The 21,219-nt window shown below is 45.3% G+C and carries 13 protein-coding genes and 1 tRNA gene; 11 read left to right on the forward strand and 3 right to left on the reverse strand.

The features are described 5' to 3' along the window. Nucleotides 1-23 precede the first annotated feature (23 nt). On the reverse strand, nt 24-4,622 hold the full coding sequence (locus tag NK638_RS00940; RefSeq protein WP_274631562.1) for a UvrD-helicase domain-containing protein: 4,599 nt from the start codon (nt 4,620-4,622) through the stop codon (nt 24-26). A gap of 98 nt (nt 4,623-4,720) precedes the next feature. Next, nucleotides 4,721-9,211: an exodeoxyribonuclease V subunit gamma gene (locus tag NK638_RS00945; protein WP_274631563.1), complete on the reverse strand. Its 4,491-nt coding sequence runs from the start codon at nt 9,209-9,211 to the stop codon at nt 4,721-4,723. Nucleotides 9,212-9,583: 372 nt separating this feature from the next. Between NK638_RS00945 and NK638_RS00950 the strand changes: the two genes are divergently transcribed. From NK638_RS00950 to NK638_RS00995, 11 genes are all read left to right on the forward strand, one after another. Further along, nucleotides 9,584-10,129: a hypothetical protein gene (locus NK638_RS00950; protein ID WP_192995037.1), complete on the forward strand. Its 546-nt coding sequence runs from the start codon at nt 9,584-9,586 to the stop codon at nt 10,127-10,129. Between the two features lie 119 nt (nt 10,130-10,248). After that, entirely contained in the window at nt 10,249-11,052 is an 804-nt protein-coding gene (locus NK638_RS00955; RefSeq protein WP_274631564.1) for a hypothetical protein, read from the forward strand. Nucleotides 11,053-11,123: 71 nt separating this feature from the next. Continuing rightward, nucleotides 11,124-11,199: transfer RNA gene (locus NK638_RS00960), tRNA-Arg, on the forward strand. A 220-nt stretch (nt 11,200-11,419) separates the two neighbouring features. Then, nucleotides 11,420-12,883: a tyrosine-type recombinase/integrase gene (locus tag NK638_RS00965; protein WP_274631565.1), complete on the forward strand. Its 1,464-nt coding sequence runs from the start codon at nt 11,420-11,422 to the stop codon at nt 12,881-12,883. 179 nt (nt 12,884-13,062) lie between these two features. Then, the gene (locus tag NK638_RS00970; RefSeq protein ID WP_274631566.1) at nt 13,063-13,899 is read left to right on the forward strand and encodes a hypothetical protein; all 837 of its coding nucleotides are present in this window, start codon (nt 13,063-13,065) and stop codon (nt 13,897-13,899) included. A gap of 193 nt (nt 13,900-14,092) precedes the next feature. Continuing rightward, nucleotides 14,093-14,368: a helix-turn-helix transcriptional regulator gene (locus NK638_RS00975; protein ID WP_274631567.1), complete on the forward strand. Its 276-nt coding sequence runs from the start codon at nt 14,093-14,095 to the stop codon at nt 14,366-14,368. A 3-nt stretch (nt 14,369-14,371) separates the two neighbouring features. Further along, the gene (locus NK638_RS12480) at nt 14,372-14,656 is read left to right on the forward strand and encodes a helix-turn-helix domain-containing protein (protein ID WP_446739791.1); all 285 of its coding nucleotides are present in this window, start codon (nt 14,372-14,374) and stop codon (nt 14,654-14,656) included. Then, complete coding sequence (locus NK638_RS00980) at nt 14,653-14,937, forward strand: hypothetical protein (RefSeq protein WP_274631568.1); 285 nt, start codon at nt 14,653-14,655, stop codon at nt 14,935-14,937. The genes NK638_RS12480 and NK638_RS00980 overlap by 4 nt, the downstream gene beginning before the upstream one ends. Next, on the forward strand, nt 14,924-15,100 hold the full coding sequence (locus NK638_RS00985) for a hypothetical protein (protein WP_274631569.1): 177 nt from the start codon (nt 14,924-14,926) through the stop codon (nt 15,098-15,100). Before NK638_RS00980 ends, NK638_RS00985 begins: the two co-directional genes overlap by 14 nt. Beyond that, nucleotides 15,087-15,257 carry a hypothetical protein gene (locus NK638_RS00990; RefSeq protein WP_274631570.1) on the forward strand — a complete coding sequence of 57 codons (171 nt, stop codon included), beginning with the start codon at nt 15,087-15,089 and terminating at the stop codon, nt 15,255-15,257. Before NK638_RS00985 ends, NK638_RS00990 begins: the two co-directional genes overlap by 14 nt. After that, nucleotides 15,244-17,514 carry a YfjI family protein gene (locus NK638_RS00995; RefSeq protein ID WP_274631571.1) on the forward strand — a complete coding sequence of 757 codons (2,271 nt, stop codon included), beginning with the start codon at nt 15,244-15,246 and terminating at the stop codon, nt 17,512-17,514. Before NK638_RS00990 ends, NK638_RS00995 begins: the two co-directional genes overlap by 14 nt. 412 nt (nt 17,515-17,926) lie before the next feature. Here the strand turns inward: NK638_RS00995 and NK638_RS01000 are convergent, their stop codons facing one another. Next, complete coding sequence (locus NK638_RS01000) at nt 17,927-21,202, reverse strand: type I restriction endonuclease subunit R (protein ID WP_274631572.1); 3,276 nt, start codon at nt 21,200-21,202, stop codon at nt 17,927-17,929. Between the last annotated feature and the right edge of the window lie 17 nt (nt 21,203-21,219).

A 21,219-nucleotide genomic window follows, 5' to 3' on the forward strand; every position in this document is an offset into this window, starting at 1 on the left:
TAGATTTGATAAACTATAAACTGCTAATTTGGTATGCCAAACAACGTGTCTAAAGCCTTAATAAAACCAATGGGTATATCCCAAGTCACCAGTCCGTAGCGGACATTGCTTATTGGCTTATCAGGCATTGTCTTACTGGCTGTTGAGTCGCCGCCGCTCAGTGTGTTCGCCTCTTTTGCCTTAGTCGCCAACTGAGAGGCTGGATCATATACACCTCGTAAAAAGACATACTCCACCGCGCCCAAATATTTATCTTCATTGCCTATATAATCAGCAATTCGCATCGACAAAAACCGATGCAATGCTACTTGATAAATGGCGGCTTGTAACCAATATCCTGCTTTCGACATTGCTCGCTTGAGCGTAGTTTCGTCATAATCGCTTAGGCTATTTCCTAAAAAGTTACTTTTATAATCGACGACATAATACTTGCCAGCATGCTCATATACTAAATCGATTTCACCACGTAAATAACGATATAAATGCGCTTTGTTTTGCGAAACCAGATTGATGTGCTTGTCGGTCTCATCTGGTAGGTACTTCTCAAAAAGCTGATTGATATCCTGTGCTTTAAAACGCTCTGATAGCCCCATATTGAACTCTAATTCGGCAAACCTATGGCCTGCATCAATAGCATGTAACGGCTGATTAGACGCTAAGAGTGGCGTATGTAGCACCTCTTCTATCCAGCCAATGAGCGCTTCATGCTTACCAACATCGATCGCCTCCGAATCCAATAAATCAGTATTTAATGACGCACTACCACCTTTGTCTTGCGTTTTTGCTTGTAGGCGACGGCTTTGGACCTCAGCACTGCTATACACCAGCGGCAGCTGATAGCTACTGACAGCCCTATCGATAACCTGTGGCCACTGCGATTTATTGCCAAAATCAATTTTTTCAAATATCTCATGCAAAAACGTACCCGCATTGGCACCTTTGACAAAGGTAAAACGAATATCATCCTCTAACTTGAGACTTGCCTGACCGACTTGCGCGGCAGACTCATGACTATCTGGTTCATGACCACCCAGTGACGGTGAAACTGACGTTTCGGTGATATTGATATCAACATCAATATCTACCGCATCATCTATACGCTCATCCATCACAGCCATTGTCTGCGCCGACTCATCTAGCTGACGAGCCAAGGCGGTAAAACTGGTCTTGGCCCAACCATAAAAATAATTGATTTTCATAACCTCTGAAAAATCATCATACTGAATAGGCTCGGTTTTGGGCTTAGTCGAGGCAAGCGCGCCATTATTCGTTAATGCGCTTATTGCTGTCACGCAGTTATCACGATAAAACGCATCGACCTTATGCCCTCTAATCATGCCTATGGTGCCTTTGAGCCTATCTGGCAATTCAATATTCTTAGCCGGTACGTCTAGCCAATAGCAGACTGGTCTCAAGCACGCATTCGTATTACTATGAGCATCTTTCAAGACCACATAAAGCTGCTCACTAGCACGAGTAAAGGCGACGTAGCCCAGGCGACGTAGCTCATCAAAACCTTCTTGGGTTTCAAACTCAGTGTAATAGTCTGCTTTAGTGGCTGAGCCTTGCAAGGGTGAGAATCGGCGCTGATTGCCTGTCGATTGCTGCGCCAACGCTGACTGATTTTGTTGAGAAACGTCTTGTTGAGTAGCATATTGCTGGCTAGGGTTTTGTTGCGCATTATAGAGATACAACCCATAGTCTTCTTTATTACCTGATTTTCTACTGGCATCGTCCATACCCAGTACATAGACAATGGGAAACTCTAGTCCTTTAGACTTATGAATGGTCATTAGCTGCACGCCAGACTCTGTCGGTAGCGGATATTGCTTAGCCCACTCACTGCTCGGCGCGCTATCTATGTTCTGTCTAAACCACGCTAGCAGCTCATACTCACCCATGCCGATACCATACTGCGCCAAGATATCCATCACATGGCGCAAATCCATAATATGACGCGCACCTTCTGGATGCGCGGCTAGTGCTTGCCACACGCCTTGCGGCTGTACAGGGCTTTTGTCCAACAAGTAATGCATGGCCGATAATATGCCAAAGTGCTGCCAACGCTGGCCGCCTTCTTTTAAATAGCTAATAAAATCTTGATAGCTTTTCTTATTATCAATGGCTTGTGTATTAGCGCTATTTAAATCTACAACCCCTGACTTATGGTCCGTCATCATGGCTTTGACATCCCTGATGCTCAGGCCATACAAATGACTGGTCAGCACCCGATTGATCATATCGTGACGATACGGGTATAGCATGGCGCTCAGCAGCGCTGCCACATCCTCTGCCATGATGGTTTCAAAGATACTGACATCACTGGTGGTCAAGGTCGGCACACCAAGCTTGACAAGCTCGTCTTCGACTTGCTTTAAGTCTTTTTTTGCACGTGCCAGCACACCAATATCGCTCGGTTGAATCGGCTTGCCTTTAAGTGTCTGATGGCTGCTCAGCAAGGTGGCAATATGACGGGCTGTGATTTCAAACTCGTCGTACTCAAGCGCCTTATCATAAGGCAGGTGCAACACACTCACGGGCTGAGCAGAGAGCACGTCATTTACTAAGTCATCTACCGAGTCACTATTTTGGTCGCTGTTTGGCATGTCTGGCTGACGAAACCAAGACAGCTGATTTTCTTGCTTTTCAGCTTTGATGTGCTGGTAATAAATACCACTACCTAACTGTGCCAGCCTATTCTCTTGAGTCACTGGCGCAGGCATACCGAACCAACAGTTTAGAGCGTTAATCACACTGGCGTTTGAACGACGGTTAGTATCGAGCGTCCATAGGCTGCTTTTGTCAAACTGGGCTTTCATATAATTGTAGTTGGCGACATCACCGCCGCGAAACCCATAAATGGCCTGCTTAGGATCACCAACCAATAGCAAAAATTCATGGTTGGCTTTATTGCTCGCTTTATTACCCGTAGCCTGCTTGTCATTGGCCGACGGTTTACGCTTCGGCAAATAGATGCTTTCAATCATAATGGCTTGCTCGCCATTGATGTCTTGCGACTCATCAATCAATGCCACTGGATAATGATGACGAATATAACGCGCTAGCTTCTCTCCTTGCCGACCGGTCAATGCTTGGTTTAAGCGTACCATCTGCAAGCTAAAGGTGGTCTCACCGCGCTCTTCTAAGATAACCGGCAGTCTGTCACGCACCGCCAGCACGATATGGCGATTGAGATTGGCTAACAACATCACAATATGCTGATTTAAACCATCAACCATATCCAAGATAGCCATTAATTTACTGATGGTTTCTAACGCGAAAAACGCTTCATGCTCTTTTTCTCTATTCTTATTAAAATTCTTAATTTTACCTTCTTCATTGGGATATCTAGAATCCTGCAATGAGGTAAGAATCTTATTTTCACGTTCATTTAAATAACTGGTAAACGCCAGCTGATGTTCCGCTATTTTTTGATGCACCTCAATAATGGCATCAAATTGCTTGAATAAATTGGAACCACCATGAAACCCTTGAGACTTTCGATAATCAGGGTTTAAATACGGCTGAATATCTGCCAAATCTAATGTCGCAAACTCATGCAATAGCTGCTCATATAGACTAAAATCAAAATCTGCTAGCCTTACCTCATCAATCGGCGCAGAGATAAAATTCAGGGAGCGCGTGACAAAGCCTTTGTGGTCGCCCACCGCCGTCAGCTTGCCTTGCTGATCCATCAATGCATAAAGCTTGGGCTGCTCATGGTACAGTCGGCTTTGAAACTGACGCAGTTCATCATGAATGGTACTGTCCGTCACTTGCTCGATACTACTGTCGTCAATAATGGCCATGCCTTGCTGGTGGCCTGTCTCGCTACTGTATTCTGTAAGCCACTTTTGTGCCAAGCTATCGAGGGTACCGACAAACAGCTTGTCCAAGGTCGTCAACACCAATGCCGTACGGCGAATCGCCTCTGTCATAGGATAGCTATATACATGATCAAGCAAGTAGCCAACCAGATGCAGATTGATAGGATCTTGCATGATGTCATCTAAGCGCGCACCTTTTGCCTGCGCGACTAGCCATTTTTCACGAGTTTGTTTTGCTTGTACACGCTTTTTGGCCGCGGCTTTTTTGTCATGGGCTTTATCATAGTCATAGTCAATGTCTTGAATGTCTTGGTTGAGTTCATCAGCGCCTTTTTCAGCAGTCGCATCCGTGTCTGCATGCTGACTTACCTGACTATTCTCCTTATCTTTATCGTTGTCTGGCGTCACTTGTAGGATGGATGGATATAAATGCTCTTTATTTGCAGGGCTGGCACTCAGGCTACTCACCCATTGCAGCAGCTGATAAAAATCCACCAAACGATCATGAATGCGCTGACGCATCTCGGCTGCCGCAGCGCGAGTAAAGGTCGTTGCAATGATTTGCTCTGGCGCGCGCCGTGCTTCAATGAGCAAGCGCAGTACGATACCCGTAAGTGTCCAAGTCTTACCCGTACCAGCTGATGCTTCGATAAGATGCCGACCTGTCAATGCCACCTCAATCGCTGGTATCACCTCAGCCTTGGGCTCTGCAACGTCTACACTTTGAGAAGAGGATTGGTACAATTCATCGTCAAAACTCGGTGATATCGGTGTATCAGTGATAAATTCTGTCATAGGGGCATACACTTTTTATTATTTGTCATACCAAAGGGTAAAAAAAACGAACCGTGTTAAATAATAAGTAAACAACTAGTAAGTAAACAACTAGCCAGCTAACTATCTAGACCTTGCAGGGCTTTATACATCGGCTCATACAGCGGCTGCGCTAACGTCGTTAAGGCTGCTGATAAGGCGTTAAAGGCATCTTGATCACGCAGTACATATTGCCAAATGGCATGCTGCGAGCAGGTATCGTATACCGTGTCTACATGATAGTTAGGTCTTAACCAATCTGAGAAGTCTGCGCGTTTTGTCCAATAGCTGCCGCTCTCGTCTTCACTCTCTGCCGCTTTTGCGCACTTATCAAGATAACTGAGCGCATATTCTGGCAATAAGGTAATCGGCACTTGACCGACTAGCTTGCCAAAAATTGCCCATTTTATCAGCTCGACCAACGCATCTTCATACACAATAGGGCTGAGCTTAAATGCAATTACATCTTTATATTTACCAACTTGCGAGCTTGGCTTATTAAAGCGCCAAATACTCACGCCATCATCTGCTGCGACTTGCTCGGCAGTTGTGCGTCTGGCGACTTGCCAATACAGATGTGACAACCAAAACTTGATTAAATGCTTGGGGCTAGCAGAATTGGGCAGTATATTTAACCACTGCTTGGGGGATTGCTCGGCATAGGACATGCCAGCCTGTAGGGTAGCACGAGGATTATTAGCATCTATCGGTACTGATGTTGGTACTGAGCCTTTTATTTTAACCACTTTAGGTAATAGTTTTAGTAATGACGTATCATCAGCCTCATTACTAGCATCAGTTAGCACAGATGCTAGCGCTAGCTGCACGGGATGCTCGATCGTTGGGGTCAGTAGCTGCAAACCACTTATACCATTTCCATCAACTAGCTGGGCATTATCCAAATCATTGTCCAAGCCATTAGCAACTAGCTGCTCTTTAAACTCCTGACATTGCTGCTGCAGTTTTTGCTGCTGATTGGGCAAGGTCGTTTGGCGCGCCACCCCTGCTGGCATGATTTTTTGATACATTAAAATTGGGTGGTCTTGCTTGTCTGTAGTCTCGACATGGTTATTAGCGGCATCGCTTGCCAGTTCATGAATCAAATGCGCTTTGATCTGATAAGTCGTCAGATTGTCTAGGAATAGTGGCTCTTGATTAGCCATCGCTTCCTCGCCTTGCACCACATGCACCTTTTGAGTACGCAAAAACGCCTTGGCAGGATGACGCACTTGATAGGCCAATGCGCCTTCAACGTCTATCTCCTCAATATTGAACACCGTATCAAACATAGCGTCGATATTAATAGTGTCTATACCAGACTCTGCGTCTAGTGATAGCATCTCAGCCAATGCCGCTAAGGTTTGATTGTCTACTTGCCCCAATTGACCTAGAGAGTGTCCAAGCAGCTGAGCGATGGCTTCATACTGGGACTTAGTCGGCAAACCAACCAGCGCTGTCTGCTCATAAGATGCACTATCCTTTAAGGTATGAAACACCGCTTGCCACAGCGGCGCGGGCGGAAATTGGCGTTGTTGCGCAAGCTTGGTTTTGCGCATGGCGGTATGCAAAATAGCATCCAGCGCATCTGTCTTGTCTTTATCGACGCTCTCACTCTGGTTGGGATGAAGGGTTGAATGAGTCGTAGACGTATCAGATGCTTGCTCAAAAGCATCCGCCTCTTCACTATTTATTTCAAACAAGCTCTCGTGAAAAGGCAGTGCCGGATGCTCCGTCACCAGCCACTGCTTAATCAATTTAGGTAAATAACGCTTAAGACTCTCGGTGGTAGAGTCAACACTCTCAGGCAATGCGTCTAAGGTATCTAAGGCTTCAAGCGAGTTGACCTGCCACTGTACCTCGCCTTGCAAAAACTGCAACAGCTCACTGACTGGGTTGGCAGGCAGGTGCTCGTGGGTATCTGTCAGACTTTGACCATTATAAAATATCCAGCACGCACTGCGCGCGCACAGTAGTGCGTCTAAGAACGCACCATTATCGTCATCTTCACTAACTCTATCACCGCGGCGAGCATTGGCAGCTTTCATCAAATCATAGCGATTATCACGGTCACGCCCAGGGAACTCAGACAGATCCATATTGAGCATCACCACCAAATCAAAAGGCACGTTTCTGAGCGCTCCAAATCGACCAAAAGTAATCACTCCAGTCGGCTCAGCACTGACCTGCTGACTCTCAAGCTCCGCCTCGATACTGTCCAGCATAAAGCTCAGCTTAAGCGGCAACTGCTCGACACCTGCCAGCCTGTGTTCTACCTCCCTGTTGGCACTATCACTACTGGCATACTGTCGATAGTGGCGATTGGCCCTCAGGCTTGATTTAAAGCCATTCATGGCATTATAGATGGCGCGCATCGTACGTGTCTGATCGACATCACCGAAGTAGCGATGAATCACTTGTGTCTCAATCTGCGCCAGCCAGTCCTCGGCTTTGAGTTTTTTTGTATGGTCATCACGGCGCGCAGTCAAGCCTGCATAAATACGGCAAAGCGCTTCAACAATCATCGCATCATTTAGGCTCACTTGCGGCAGCGGCAGAGTCATCTCTGGCAAGGCGGTGCTTGGCCAGTCCTCCTGTGCCAAAGGGTATAAGCAATCGCTCAAACTGGCCTCTGGCATCACCAGACCAAGCGTCAATCTATCTAACGCTTGAGCAAAGGTAAATCGGTAATCATAGTCGTGGCTATCTAGGGTTTGTTTAAGATGCCATTCATCAAAACCGCGAATAAAGCCTGCCTCGATCAGCAGATCACAACCACGGCTCATCTGCTCATGGGTTAAGCCGAAGTTTTCATACAGCGGTGGCAGCATCAGCCAATCAAGCACCTCAGCCGCTTCAAAGCGGGCGCTATGACTGCCTAACAACTTATAAAAACCAATAATAGCCTCCCATAGCTGACGAATATCGGCATCAACCACCCCCGTCACCTTTGCTGGCAGGGTTAAACCATCTTGACCTTTACCACTGACAAATATAGAGCTGATCAGCGCATGATGCCGCTCAACATCGGGCAGCAACACGACAATATCGGATATATGGCGTTTTTTCTCACCAGATGCTAAGGGTTCATTGAGCCAGCGCCCAATCATGATACGCAGCACTTCTAGCTGACGCTGTAGGCTATGGCATGAGTGAATGCTGAGGCTATTGTCTTGTGCAGACATCGCCCACAAACGCTCCTTCTCAAAGCGCTTGTTTTCTAATACTTCATCGTCATACCACGCCGATTCTTGCGGCTTTTGATCAACTTGCTCAAAAGACAGCTCTATTTGCTCACTGACTGCTTGCGAGACTTTGGCTGCGGTCGCTTGCTGGGTAGACTGCTCATCTAGCATCAATAAATCATTTTGCAAACGCTTTAATAAGCTTGGGCTGTCTTGTAGCTGTTGCCCACTGTCATCAGAATCAATACCGAACGCATCGCTCAAACCCTTATTGCTATCATCGCCCTCATCAAAGATATCCTGCCATTCGACGAGTGCGTCTTGGTACTGCTCATTACCCGATAAATTCGCAAGCATCGCAAAAGTATCGCGCGACTGCTTGCCCAAACGCGATAGCAAACTGTGCCCATAATCACGCAAAAACACGCTTTCAGGGTTGATAATCTGCTGACGCTGTAGCCACGACTTGTCCACGATATCCGCCCAAAACAGCTTAGACGGGTTATAATGTAGTAGCGTAATATCCATGTATTGCGATAAGCGCTGCAAAAAGTCGAGCTCGGTCTGTGGCAATTGCTGAATGGTAAAAATGCGCAGCACTTTGGGCAATTGCGCGCGTTCATTTGCCTTGTTTTCTTTTAAGGCTGACCAAAAGGTATCCTCAAGCGCCACCCGGTGCTGATGCACATCAGCAAACAAATGCGACCATAAGAAACGCTGCGCGATCTCTAGCTCTACATAATGCACCACCAACCAATCAGGGGTGCCTCGCGCATACTTATCAAACCGTAGTGAGAGTGCATCTTTATCTGCGATTAGCTTGTCTACATCAAGTGGCTTATTGTCCGACCATAGCGCCAGCCAATCCTCACGATGAGTCAAGTAACGGTTAAACACCCTTGCCAAATCACTTGCCAGCTGCCAAATGCGCGCGTCTTGCTGTGCCTTATCCTGCTGCACTTCTTCTTGCGGCTCATCAATCAAAGATGCCAGCAGTGGATAAACGGGATGTTTTTCATCAGCGACAATGGCTTCTTGATAATAAGTCAAATAACCAAACAAGCGCCACTGCATCACCGTTGGTGACAGCACTGCCACCTCAGGTACATTCAATGTGGCCGCATCAGGGTTTTGTTCTAGCAAATAGGCATTGTGACGGCTCAACACATCTTGCATCAATGTCCACTGATACTGCCCCCAAAACGTCGTCGTCACTAAGGTGCTGATACCCGCTTGGCTTGCAATAGACTTATCTAGCCAATCACCAAGCACCATGGACGGTACAATGACCACAAACTTCTCAAAGACGGGTTGGTTTTTGGACTTATAGGCAGCTAACAACTGCTCAACCAACAGCTCGGTACGGTGGGACTGAATGATTTTAAACATAAAGGCGATCTAATTGGAGTGACAATAAAATAACGAAGCGACGGAAGCATGCTAGGTACGATCAGGTACAGTAACGTGCAAACATAGTCTGTCATGGTGCAAAGCATAATAGCAATACTGCCGACGACACTCATCAATTCATGTTTGATGGTCGTTCGCTTGTTACATTTCTGCTAGCATAATGTCAATATCAGAATGCATGATAAAGCAGCTTGATAACGATAAAAAGCGCAAGATGCGTCACTTGCCGATCAGTGTGCCATTGTTTATGGCGGTTTGCCAGTATATCATCTACTCAGTAAGACAGCCTGCGACAATGGATGTCGTTAAGTTTTTACCTTAACTCTTTTGTCAACGAGATAAACAACTACTATGCCCCTGCGCCCTATTGATGCCATTTTCGTCCATCCAAAAAAACGGCTGTACGTCGTCTATTATCGCGGCGAGCTCTGGCAACTGCCACGTATGCGAATCAACGATAACGCCTGGCAAAACCGAAAGCCTTATACCGACGATAGTAGCGGACTCTACTTGAGCATTCATCAAGCCATCAGCGATCCGATACTGGCACAAAAGCTTCGTACTCTAAACCTCCCCGCCGCCGTCCACGGTAGCTCACTGTCACGTTTTGAAGCATGGTGGCAGGCGCATGGCTTTAAATGGCTCAAAGACAAGCTATCAACAGGTGAGTCGCCGCTTGCCGCTCATCAAGTAAAAACCATTGACAACAAACCCACTTCCCCTTCACACTATCATCCAGCAGCGGCGAGCAAAAACGATGATACCAGCGCGCCCAGCCGCCTAAAAACCAACAGTCCAAGCGGCAACGATTCGGCCATAAATACCGCTGCCACGACGGATATCTTTGCAAACATGCTGGCAGATTTGGCAGAGGAAGTGCTGCATCAGTCGCTTTAGGGATAATAACCTGATAGCAGCAGCTCTTAGGGCGCACTCTGATATCGAAGTCTGATTTTTTGCGTTATCTGAGTACCACCTTGACCATTCACTACCGATTATAAGAAGAGCAGTCATATATGAAAGACTACAAGCTGCTACTGGCTGGGCTAATTTTACTATTGCTCATCGTTTTTATCGCCATTTTTATGTGGCTGTGGATCAGTAACCGTAAAAATATAGACCCCTTGCCGATTATGGCAAGCAATAATGAAGCGTCAGCCATAACGGCAGAGAGTGAAGAGGACGATATATCAACCTCCACCCTGTATGTACAAGCAGAAGAGCGCCTACAAGTGCCTTTGGATGATGTGATTGTCAGCTTTGAGTCTCGCTATCCGCACGTACAAGTTTTGGCCAATTATGTGCCCCCTCATGCGTTCTTGCAATTAGCAGATAGCGACATGGCCGCCGAGCATCCTGCCTCAAACATCGGTACAGACATCATCATCGCCCACGGTAGCTTGACAGCCAAACGCCTTGAGCCTTTGCAAGCCCAGCTAACGCTGATGCAAAATGCGTTTAATAAAAAGCAAGCCAGTACCGCCTCTCATGACCAAGCGGCAGATACAGAGATGGGGCAAACTGCCAATAAAGCCAAAACAGACAATCAAGAAGCGCGCAGTTTAAATGCATTTAGCTATGCATTAACAGATGAAGAAAGCTTAGACGGGGTGATTTTGTCCGATAATAGCGTTGCCATCAGCTTTCGTAACTTTTTGCTATCGAGCGCAGGACAGGATATATTAAAAAAATACGATTATGATAATATCGATGGCTATAAAAACAGCGTAGATGATTTATTTAATCCAACGTCACGCGCCAAACAAGCCTCAAGTGAAAACCCCGTAGACGTCGCCGACGCGCTCAGTAATGGCAAATAAAGATAATCTGTCTATTTGTAGATTGCTCATTGCTTTTGGCGCGGCTTTTTTCTACAATGTCTCTCCACAACGCGCCTATAGCTCAACAGGATAGAGCAGTTGCCTCCTAAGCGACCGATCCGAGTTCGAGTCTTGGTGGGCGCGCCAATCATTGTATTTAGACATAACCTCGCATTACCTCAAGTCCTTTAAACCCATGTCATACCTAGTTCTCAGTCTTTATTAAATACTTGTCATTACCTACTAGCACCTCTACAATGTTGTACATACCGATGTACATATATGAAATTACCATTATCTTGTTGTACATAAATATCATCACTGTTGTACACGGTAATTATCAATCGTAGCTAATTGAGGTGTGACAATGGCTGAGCGCAAAAACTACCTATTAAGTGTCAATGGCGTAAAAGCTATTGCTAAGCTTGACCCACCAGCTAAGCGCAAAAGATATAGCGATGGCAATAGCCTTTATCTAGTTCATGATCCAAAGGGTTCGCTGTACTGGGTAATGACTTACCGTTATCAGTCAGACAAAGATATCAAGCCCAAACAGAAGACCTTTCACATTGGGACATACAGATCATCTAAGCAAGATGTTGATACCGTGTTCAAGCCTGATGTTACTCTTAAACAAGCGCGAGCTGAGCGTGATAGAGCTAAAAAGCTGCTAGATGATGGTATTGACCCTTCTGTCAATAAGAACCAGCATAAAAGCAGTGTTGAGCAAAAAGACCTATTTAAGGTAATAGCACAAAGCTATATCAATGATAAGTCGGACACCACCCCTAAAAACGTACAAAAACTTCAAACCTACCTTGATAAGCATGTATCGCCGCATATTGGTGACTACCCTATTCAAGCTATCACGGCTCAAGATGTGATCAAAACAGGATTAGCCGTTCAAACCTACTTCGAAAAGCAAGGTAAATGGACATCAGACACCGCTCACAAGAGCGTGGCGTTTATAACATCAGTGTTTGAATATGCTATCAATACCTTGGGCTACGATATAATCAATGTAGCTTTTGGACGCAGTAAGGCGCTTAGACCACACAAAGCCGAACGCATGAAGGCGGTAGAACAGCACCAATTCCCCGACCTATTACACAATATTGACAACTACAGTAAAGACAATCCAAACGGGCATGACCAAACTGTGGCAGGTATGCAACTTATGGCGCTTTGCTTTGTCAGAACGAAAGAGCTTAGGTTCTTTGAATGGTCAGAGATTGATTATCATAAAAACGTATGGCGCATACCTGCGCATAAGATGAAGATGCGTCAAGATCACATAATTCCACTATCACCGCAAGCTATGGCTATTATTGAGCGTATGCGTCCACTAACGGAGCAGACGGGTTATGTCTTCTATAACTTTGAACGCAGCCAGCCCTACAGTGAGGTATGGTTCAATCAAGCACTCAAGCGCATGGGTTATACGGGTGACCCCTACCCTAAGATGACAGGTCACGGCTTTAGACAGCTTGCCAGCACGGGGCTATATGAACTGCAATTTAATGATAATTTGATCGAGATACAGCTAGCGCACCTTGAACAGTCGAGCGTCAAAAAGCGTTATGACTTATCAGCACACTTAGCCGAACGGCAGGTGATGATGAATAAATGGGCAGACCACCTTGATGATCTACGAGCTGGCAAGGCGGTGAGCTTTGACTTACTAACCCCTGATAAACTCGCTAAAGAGATGGATAGTCGCAATGAGCAAGCGACTGATATTGCGCTGCATGATAAGGACATATTGATAAAGAGCCTACAGGCACAAGGTGTATCGTCTGAGGTACTGGCCAAACTTGCCGAGCAGCTTTAACAACATTTAACAACACCGCTTTACTAATTATCGCCAGCATTGGGCTGGCAAGCCGATATTGATAGCGTCAAACGCTGTTATAACCGATTGCAAGGCTAGGACTAATTACCCGAACGACAGTAACCGCACCCTTCTGTCAGCGCCTTGCTCCTTTTTTATTTAAGGGTGTGAGGGTGCGAATGATGAACTTGATAGACTTGATAAAAGACGAGGATAATAAATATATAAGTATTGGTGACTTTATCAGGTTAGTTGCTAATCATACTGGTAATACTAATGATGAAGTTATAACTTACTTAGGTAGGTATTGTGGACTTTGTAACTACGACACGCCAATTTATGATAAACCTTCTTATAGTAGTTATTTTACAGAGTCTTATTTAGGAGACTTTATCATCAACAGTGATAATAAAGAAGAAGATTACCCATTACGTACTATGGCTGAATTAGAAAAAAATGACGATTTCTCAAAATTATATTTTTTGAAAGACGATATTTTTAATGCTGAGCATATAAAAGTGTTAAACCTTAAGCCTAATTATGAGAAGCAGCAAGCTACTGTGAACCATGTAACTGAAAAATTAGCGTTAAAGCAAGGAAATAAAAAAACTGATAAAGAGCGTATAGCTGAACTTGAACAAGAAATAGAAGACGCAAAAAATACTGGTAGTTTCTCAATGGGAGCGCCAACAGTAACTTATAGCGAATCTGAGACCAACGAGCAGTTGATCAATGAACTGGAAGCCGCTAACGACCAAATAGCCAGACTCAAAAGCCAGTTAGAACAATCCACGACTGATAGACGTTCCTATACGACCCCGGCCATGAACATCATGGATAAAGTCATCACCGAATTTTGGCTTGATTACAATCCTAATCAATCAGCACCAAAGCAAGAGATTATTGTCAGATGGATAACAGGTAATTTTGATGGTGTATCAAAAGCTTTAGCATTAAATATTGATAAAGTTTGCCGTCATAGCGAAGCAAGAAGTGGAGGAAAATATAAAAGATAGGCGTATTTTTAAATTATTGCTATAACAGCTATCAGCCCTTGTCTATCAAGGGTTTTTTATTGCCATGATAGCAATATTATTGCCATAACATCATATCAAAAGTGCTTGCGTGATAGCCGATAGCACCCCCTATCATTCACTTCATAACAGGGCATTACCGCCCATTCCTTTAACCGCTATGGAGTAAATGATTATGACCTTAGTCGATCAATATCTAAGAATGGCAGACCTTGCCAATCAACCTGAGCGTAAAGCCAAGACTTATACCACTAGATCAGGCCAACAGCGCACCGTCACTGCCAAAGCCGCCACACGCGGCATCACAGGCTTTAGCGCCAAACACATTTATCATCTAATCAATGAAGGCAAGTTCCCAGCACCCGTAAAAATCGGACGGGCTAGTCTATGGCGTTTGTCTGAAATCAATAGCTGGCTAGACAGTCATGCCCACTCAAAAGAGGAGGTATAGACCATGACTACTACAGCCGCCGCCCCAGTGACCAACGAGCAAGCTCCTAAGACCCAAATAGTGATAATCAGGGTGCACCTAATGACAGGCGCGACTATCACTATTTGGGAATCTATCCGTCTTTACAGAATTACAAGTCTAGCCCCTCGCATATATGACTTACGAGCGGAAGGACTGATTATTCAAAGTGAAATGGTCAAGCATAACAATAAATGGTTCGCAGTCTATTGGCTCGATGAACCAACCTTAGTTAAAAGTGAGTTATCTAACAGCGAGGTGGCCGCATGAGCCAATCAAACGACATATTAGAGCCGCGCATAGTAGCAGTAGATAGTCATGAATTGTCATTAGTAGATGATTATATACAAAGCTACGCTGAGGACTGTGAAAGCCTAGCTTATGCGCTCAATATGATAGAAGTTAGCGACCCAGCCAGCAAAGGCGTGATAATAGCAGTAAGGGCGGCTTTGGTGAGTATTAATGAAAGCGCTATTGGTTTGAGCGAAAGCATCATGACCCAGCTGATCTTGATGCCTGAATTGGAGGTGAACCCCTATGAGCAGCAATAATCCTAAAGATAACCTACAGCCCCAGCATGAAGTACGAGCTGGCAAGCGCAGCCTACCATCAAAGCTACTAGAATTTATGGTATGGGTAGTCGTCATCGGCTTACTACTGTCACCAATGTTTTGTACCGTACAGTATAGCGAGGTGACCCATGAGCAGCGATAAATCACAAACTTTTATGGACGCGCAATTAGTTTTTGCCAAATCAAAACACGGTAAAGCTCAAAAGCGTAAAGACAGACGCGCTTATCACTACCCACACTATAAACAGGAAGCAAAGCGCATAACACATGGTGATGGGGGCAGCAATGACAACCGATAAAGATAACAAAGCCCATGCTATTAGCACAGGCTTGTCACAACATATCGCAGATTTTAGACTAGCTACATTTGCAGATGTTGCAGGTCATGACGCATTAGAAAGCTTACTAAGCAATGGAACGTTAAACTCAGTTATCTATCTAGATAGAGATATTACCATATTTACAGGAGCGCTTGCAGGAGAGAAGCAACTCGACACCGCTGGTACTATAGGACTACTAAAAGTTAATAATCAAGCTGAGATTGTCACACTCGCCAGCACGCCGCTTGACAATAATGGACGTATCTTTATATCTGATACTGATATACCGAGCGCCTTTGTCATTGGCTCAATGAGTCGTGATAGTAAGTGGATAGTCATAGCTGATCTTGCTGAGGCAGTGCGATGTTATAACGCTTATTGCAAGCAAGGCATTGATGCAACGGTACTCACTTGCCTTGTACCGAGTTTGTTTAATCGGACGGTGAAGCACTTTGCAGAGGTGCAGCAAGTCACCATTATGACGACCTCACAGAATAAGGCCAAAGTCATAACACCACTCAAAGGCGTGAATGTTGAAGCGATTATCTGTGAACATACGCTCATTTATGACGCGCTTGAGCTTAACGCTGATTACAATAACTTGATCGCTGATGCTGAGGTTATCGACTTACAGACATTAGGCAAACCAAAGCCCAAACCGATTAGCAAAACACTGCCACCAGTTAAGAGTGTAACTGATGGAATGTTACCCGACAGCTTACAGCGCTACGTGAATAACCATGCTGAGCGTTTAAGCACCCCAGCTGAATATATTGCCATACCTTTGATAACCGCGTTAGCAAGCGTTATTGGTACAAAGGTTAGTATCTACCCAAAAATGTACGACGACGACTGGGAAGTCGTACCAAACTTATGGGGAGCTATTATTGGCAACCCATCGACTAAAAAAAGTCCAGCACTTGATGCAGGTATGAAACCACTTAAAAGCCTAACGTGCAAAGCAAAAACTGAGTATCAGCAATCACAAAAAAACTTTGCAGCTCAAAAAGAGATCAACGAATTTAAGACCAAAGCGATAAAGAGTGAATTACAAAAACTCGCAAAAGAGCAAGCCCAGCAAGCTGATGATGCTGAGCATAAAATAACTGATGACGACCTCAAAGCAAAAGCGCAAACGATAGCCGAAGTACAGAACGCTGATGCAAGTGAGCCGATTATGAAGCGCTACATAGCCAACGACAGCACTTATCAAAAGTTAGGTGAAACGCTCAGTCAAACACAAAACGGCTTGCTAGTAGAACGTGATGAGCTTACAGGGTTACTGGTATCGATAGACGGTGAAAGCAACGGAGAAGCTAGAGAGTTTTATCTATCTGCTTACAACGGTACTGGCAGTCATGTGATGGATAGGGTTATACGTGGCTCGATATTTATTGAGAATCATTGCTTGTCTGTTATTGGCGGCATACAGCCAAACAAGCTCGAGCGCTACTTAGAAAAAACGATTAAAGGGCTAGACAACGATGGACTGATACAACGGTTTCAGCTCGCCATTTATCCTGACCATACTAAAGGACTAAAAGAGCGCGATATAGCGCCAAACGCTGAAATAAGACAAATCGTTTATGACTTATTTGAAACCATCGACAATATGAGCTTAGGCGACTTCATCAAGTATGGTGCAAACCCGATTGATGACTATCACAAGCGACCTTACTATCGTTTCACTGATGACGCTTATAAAAAGTTTATGAGTTGGTACGATGAAAACAAAGCAAAAGCTGATGAGTGTGAGCATAGTGTGATGGCTGAGCATATGACTAAATATCCTAAAACCGTAGCATCATTAGCGCTTATATTTCATTTAGTCGATTGCATCGAGCATGACGCGTCATTAGGCGCAGTCAGTATAACAGCGCTTAATGCAGCTCTAGCATGGCATGACATGTTAGAAACTCACATGATACGCATTTATAGCATAGTTACCGACAACGCCAATATCAAAGCGTCTTATCTAGCCGATAAAGTAATGAAAATGGTCAAAAAAGGAGCTGACAAAACCGACAAAACCGATTGGATCAGTCATGGCTTTGCGGCTAGGCAGCTGACCCGCAAAAGTTGGAAAGGGTTAACTGATACTGGTGACGTATTGAACGCGCTTGAAATATTAGTAGAAAATGACTGGTTAAGCTGTCAGGAGATACCAAGCACAGTGCAGGGAGGCAGGCCGACAAAGCGTTACTATATCAACTCAAGATTAAATGAGCTTTTATAGTTTCGTCAGTTATGTCAGTGCAATAGTTAGACGTTATTGAGATATAGCGTCTTTTTTATTGCCTATTAATTAGTTTTGTCAGTTTTGTCAGTTTTGTCAGGCTTAGGTTAGAGCCAATATGGTTAATTCAACAGAATAGGCTGGCAGGTAAATAGGTACATAATATTAATTATTCATACTTCTACTATCCTTAGTAGATCCATCAAATATCTAGAGCCAAGGTCGATGGAAGCAAGAAAATTAGGAAGCAAGAAACGACTTTTGTAAAATATTGAAATCACATCAATAGCTTATTGTACAATACGTACAGCGGAATCATGGAATGGAAAAGGAAGCAAGAGGAAGCAAAAAAGAGGGCTTTATCCACCTAGATGAATACCACCCCCTTGTTACCTTGGATTTTCTGTATAACCTACCCCGAAACCTCATTACCCAGCTTCGTATCAAGCATCAATTTAATAAATTTCTTAAACTGATCAGGGTTAGATAGTAAGTGCATGGTCATACCTTCGTAGGCTTCTTGGCTCTCAAATAATGCATCCATCGCTGCATCAGGATAACCGCCGAGCATAATCTGATCGGTACTGTTATTAGTAAACTGCTTTACCACGATCTCATTTTCTGTGACCTTATCCCAAATCGTGTTTTGAAAGTTGATCATGTCCTTATCGGTAAAGTCCTCGCCAGCGAACACCTCATTTAATCGATTAATGACCTTTGATAACAGCTCTTCTTTCTGATCCTTTGGCTTTGCTGTACCGCCACCGCCGCCAGCTTCTAACTCACCACTACCCTCCTTTAGCTTTAGATCCTGCTGGTGCAGCTTTGAGACGCGGTAATGACTCATAGCGATGTTGGTTAGATCAATATCATCCTCATTGTCCACACTTTCGCGTAATAATGGCCGCAGGTTACGGGCGTATAAGCTCAGCTTTTCCAACTCTTTATCGTCATAGTCCACGATTTGCGACATAAACTCATATTGACGGGTGAATGTACCTAAATCCTTTTTAAAGATCTCCAGCGCGTCTTGATCAGCCTTAAAACCTTTGTAGTCATTCTCGGCATTGGTCATCAGCACCACATCGCCTGTCGCTTTGGTACGCTCAAGCATTTCCTTAGCGTGCTGGGCTTGTTCGCGTGCTAGCTTATAGCGCTTCTGCCAACGCTCAACCGCTGGCTTACAGATGTTACTAATGGCAGCGTTAGACTTGTTCTTGCTATAGAAAGCTTCAACAAACTGCTCGACCTCATGCCATAAGAAGATACCGCTGGCGCGTAGCTTTTCATACAGGTCATACACCTGATCGGGGTCAGACACATTCACTAAAGTGGCGGTCTCATAGTACGGCTGGAAGGCCTCAAGGATGTCTTCAGGATCATTAAAGAAGTCGAGCACAAACGTACCGCTCTCAGCCTTACCCTTATAGGTACGGTTGAGCCGTGAAAGGGTCTGTACGCAGTCCACGCCTGTCAGCTTCTTATCGACGTACATGGCGCATAGTTTCGGCTGGTCAAAGCCTGTCTGGAACTTATTGGCCACTAGCATCACTTGATAGTCGTCACTATCGAAAGCTTTACGCATATCGCGGCCTTTGAGACCGATATTCATATTATGCTCAGTGAACTTCTCACCAAGTAGTGCGCTGCTGTCAGGGTCATTATCGTTAAAGGTGACTTCCCCTGAGAACGCGACCATGGCATTGATGCCGCGGTAACTGTAATCACTAATATATTTATCAAAGGCCAGCTTATAGCGTACCGCTTCTTTACGTGAGCCTGTCACTACCATCGCTTTTGCTTGCCCGCCGAGTAAGCCTTTAATATTGTCGTTAAAGTGCTCAATGATGATCTTAACTTTCTGCGCGATATTGTGCTCATGCAGTCGCACCCAGTTATTCAGCTTAATCTTCGCGCGGCGGGCATCGACCTCATCGTCATCGCTAGCCAGCTTTTGAGTGAGCTGATACATCACTTTGTAGTTGGTGTAGTTCTTTAGCACATCTAAGATAAAGCCTTCTTCGATCGCTTGGCGCATAGAATAGACATGATAAGCGGCTGGCAGGTTGTCGCTAGAGGCTGGCAAGTCAGGGTTAGGCAGACGGCCAAACAGCTCGATGGTTTTTGGCTTAGGTGTGGCGGTAAAGGCGTAATAACTCAGATTCGGACTGCTACGGCGCGCAGCTAATGTGGCGTCTAAAACATCTTCACTAGAGAGCGGCTTATCATCATCTGTATTACTGTCTATATCACCTGAGACCAGCACTTCTTTGAGCTGGCGTGCGGTAGAGCCTGTCTGTGAGGAGTGCGCTTCATCGGCAATAATGGCATAACGGCGCGACTTTAGAACGCTAGAATCTTCGATAGCTTTGAGCACAAAGGGAAAGGTTTGAATGGTGACAATGATAATCGGCTGCGATTTGACCAGTGCTTCGGCAAGCTGCTCAGACTTTGAGCCGTCACCTTCTTTACGGTTGATCTTACCGACTACGCCATCAGCATGTTCAAATTGATAAATGGTGTCTTGTAGTTGGTCGTCCAGTACGGTGCGATCAGTAATGACGATCACGGAGTCAAACTGCTTATCGCCGTCGCTGTTGTATAAGGTGGAGAGCTGATGCGCTGTCCATGCGATAGAGTTAGACTTACCCGAACCCGCACTATGCTGAATGAGATACTTTTGTCCCGCGCCCTCAGTAATGGCCGCATCGACCAGCTTGGTCACCACGTCCCACTGATGATAGCGCGGGAACATCATGGTCTCTTTTTTGGACTTACGGCCAATAGCGTCCTCTTCTTCCTCTATCTGCAAGTGCATAAAGTGGCCGAGGATGGCGAGCAAATTATCAGGCGTCAGCACTTCATTCCATAGGTAATCGGTGGCATAACGACTGCTATCCGCTGGCACGTCATTACCCGCACCGCCATCACTAGTGCCTTTGTTAAAGGGTAAGAAGTAGGTACTGTAACCTGCCAGCCTTGTCGTCATATAGACTTCATACTGACTGACGGCAAAGTGAACCAATGCGCCGCGCTTAAAGGTCAGCAGCGGCTCAGGTTTCTTGGTATCTGGGTCTTTTGGCAGGCGGGTGCGCTTATACTGAGTAATAGCGTTTTGTACCGCTTGCTTAAACTCCGACTTTAGCTCCATTGTAGTGACAGGCAAGCCATTGACGAATAGCACGATATCGATACGGTTACGCTTAGCGACCTTGCCATTAGCGTCAGCGCCGTCTTTAATACTGGTATAAGGGCTATACACTACTTCAGGTACGACGCGGCAAATATTGGCTTCATAGCGGGCCATGGTCTCAGGGTTCAAGCTATGCTCAGGCTTAAACTGACAAAGTGAGAAGCGCGCGTTACGAATCTTTAGACCATGACGCAATACACCTAAGGTGCCATAGGTGCGCGAGGCTCTATCGGTGGCGTGCGCGTCCGCTTTGTTAAGCTGCTTGACTAATGCGGTAATAAAGTGGCGCTCAGAATCGATAGGAAAAGTACGGCAGAACTTCTTCCACTCCTGCGGCTGGGTAGTCTGCACAAAATCCAGCACGTCTTGCTCATATAGTGCGGTCTCTGCCTGATAGCCGCTAGGACTGCCTAATTGCCAGCCTTGCGCTTGCATTTGGCTGACGATATCGGATTGAAAGACAGTTTCGTAGGTGATGTCGTGAGCGTTGGTCATGTTAAGTCCGTTTGGTT

The organism is Psychrobacter sp. A3, from assembly GCF_028823565.1.
GTDB lineage: Bacteria > Pseudomonadota > Gammaproteobacteria > Pseudomonadales > Moraxellaceae > Psychrobacter > Psychrobacter celer.

Bases quoted from the DNA above. Each gene is read 5' to 3' on its own strand.
- NK638_RS00940 (WP_274631562.1), bottom strand. From the start codon at position 4,622: ATGACAGAATTTATCACTGATACACCGATATCACCGAGTTTTGACGAT.
- NK638_RS00945 (WP_274631563.1), bottom strand. From the start codon at position 9,211: ATGTTTAAAATCATTCAGTCCCACCGTACCGAGCTGTTGGTTGAGCAG.
- NK638_RS00950 (WP_192995037.1), top strand. From the start codon at position 9,584: ATGCCCCTGCGCCCTATTGATGCCATTTTCGTCCATCCAAAAAAACGG.
- NK638_RS00955 (WP_274631564.1), top strand. From the start codon at position 10,249: ATGAAAGACTACAAGCTGCTACTGGCTGGGCTAATTTTACTATTGCTC.
- NK638_RS00965 (WP_274631565.1), top strand. From the start codon at position 11,420: ATGGCTGAGCGCAAAAACTACCTATTAAGTGTCAATGGCGTAAAAGCT.
- NK638_RS00970 (WP_274631566.1), top strand. From the start codon at position 13,063: ATGATGAACTTGATAGACTTGATAAAAGACGAGGATAATAAATATATA.
- NK638_RS00975 (WP_274631567.1), top strand. From the start codon at position 14,093: ATGACCTTAGTCGATCAATATCTAAGAATGGCAGACCTTGCCAATCAA.
- NK638_RS12480 (WP_446739791.1), top strand. From the start codon at position 14,372: ATGACTACTACAGCCGCCGCCCCAGTGACCAACGAGCAAGCTCCTAAG.
- NK638_RS00980 (WP_274631568.1), top strand. From the start codon at position 14,653: ATGAGCCAATCAAACGACATATTAGAGCCGCGCATAGTAGCAGTAGAT.
- NK638_RS00985 (WP_274631569.1), top strand. From the start codon at position 14,924: ATGAGCAGCAATAATCCTAAAGATAACCTACAGCCCCAGCATGAAGTA.
- NK638_RS00990 (WP_274631570.1), top strand. From the start codon at position 15,087: ATGAGCAGCGATAAATCACAAACTTTTATGGACGCGCAATTAGTTTTT.
- NK638_RS00995 (WP_274631571.1), top strand. From the start codon at position 15,244: ATGACAACCGATAAAGATAACAAAGCCCATGCTATTAGCACAGGCTTG.
- NK638_RS01000 (WP_274631572.1), bottom strand. From the start codon at position 21,202: ATGACCAACGCTCACGACATCACCTACGAAACTGTCTTTCAATCCGAT.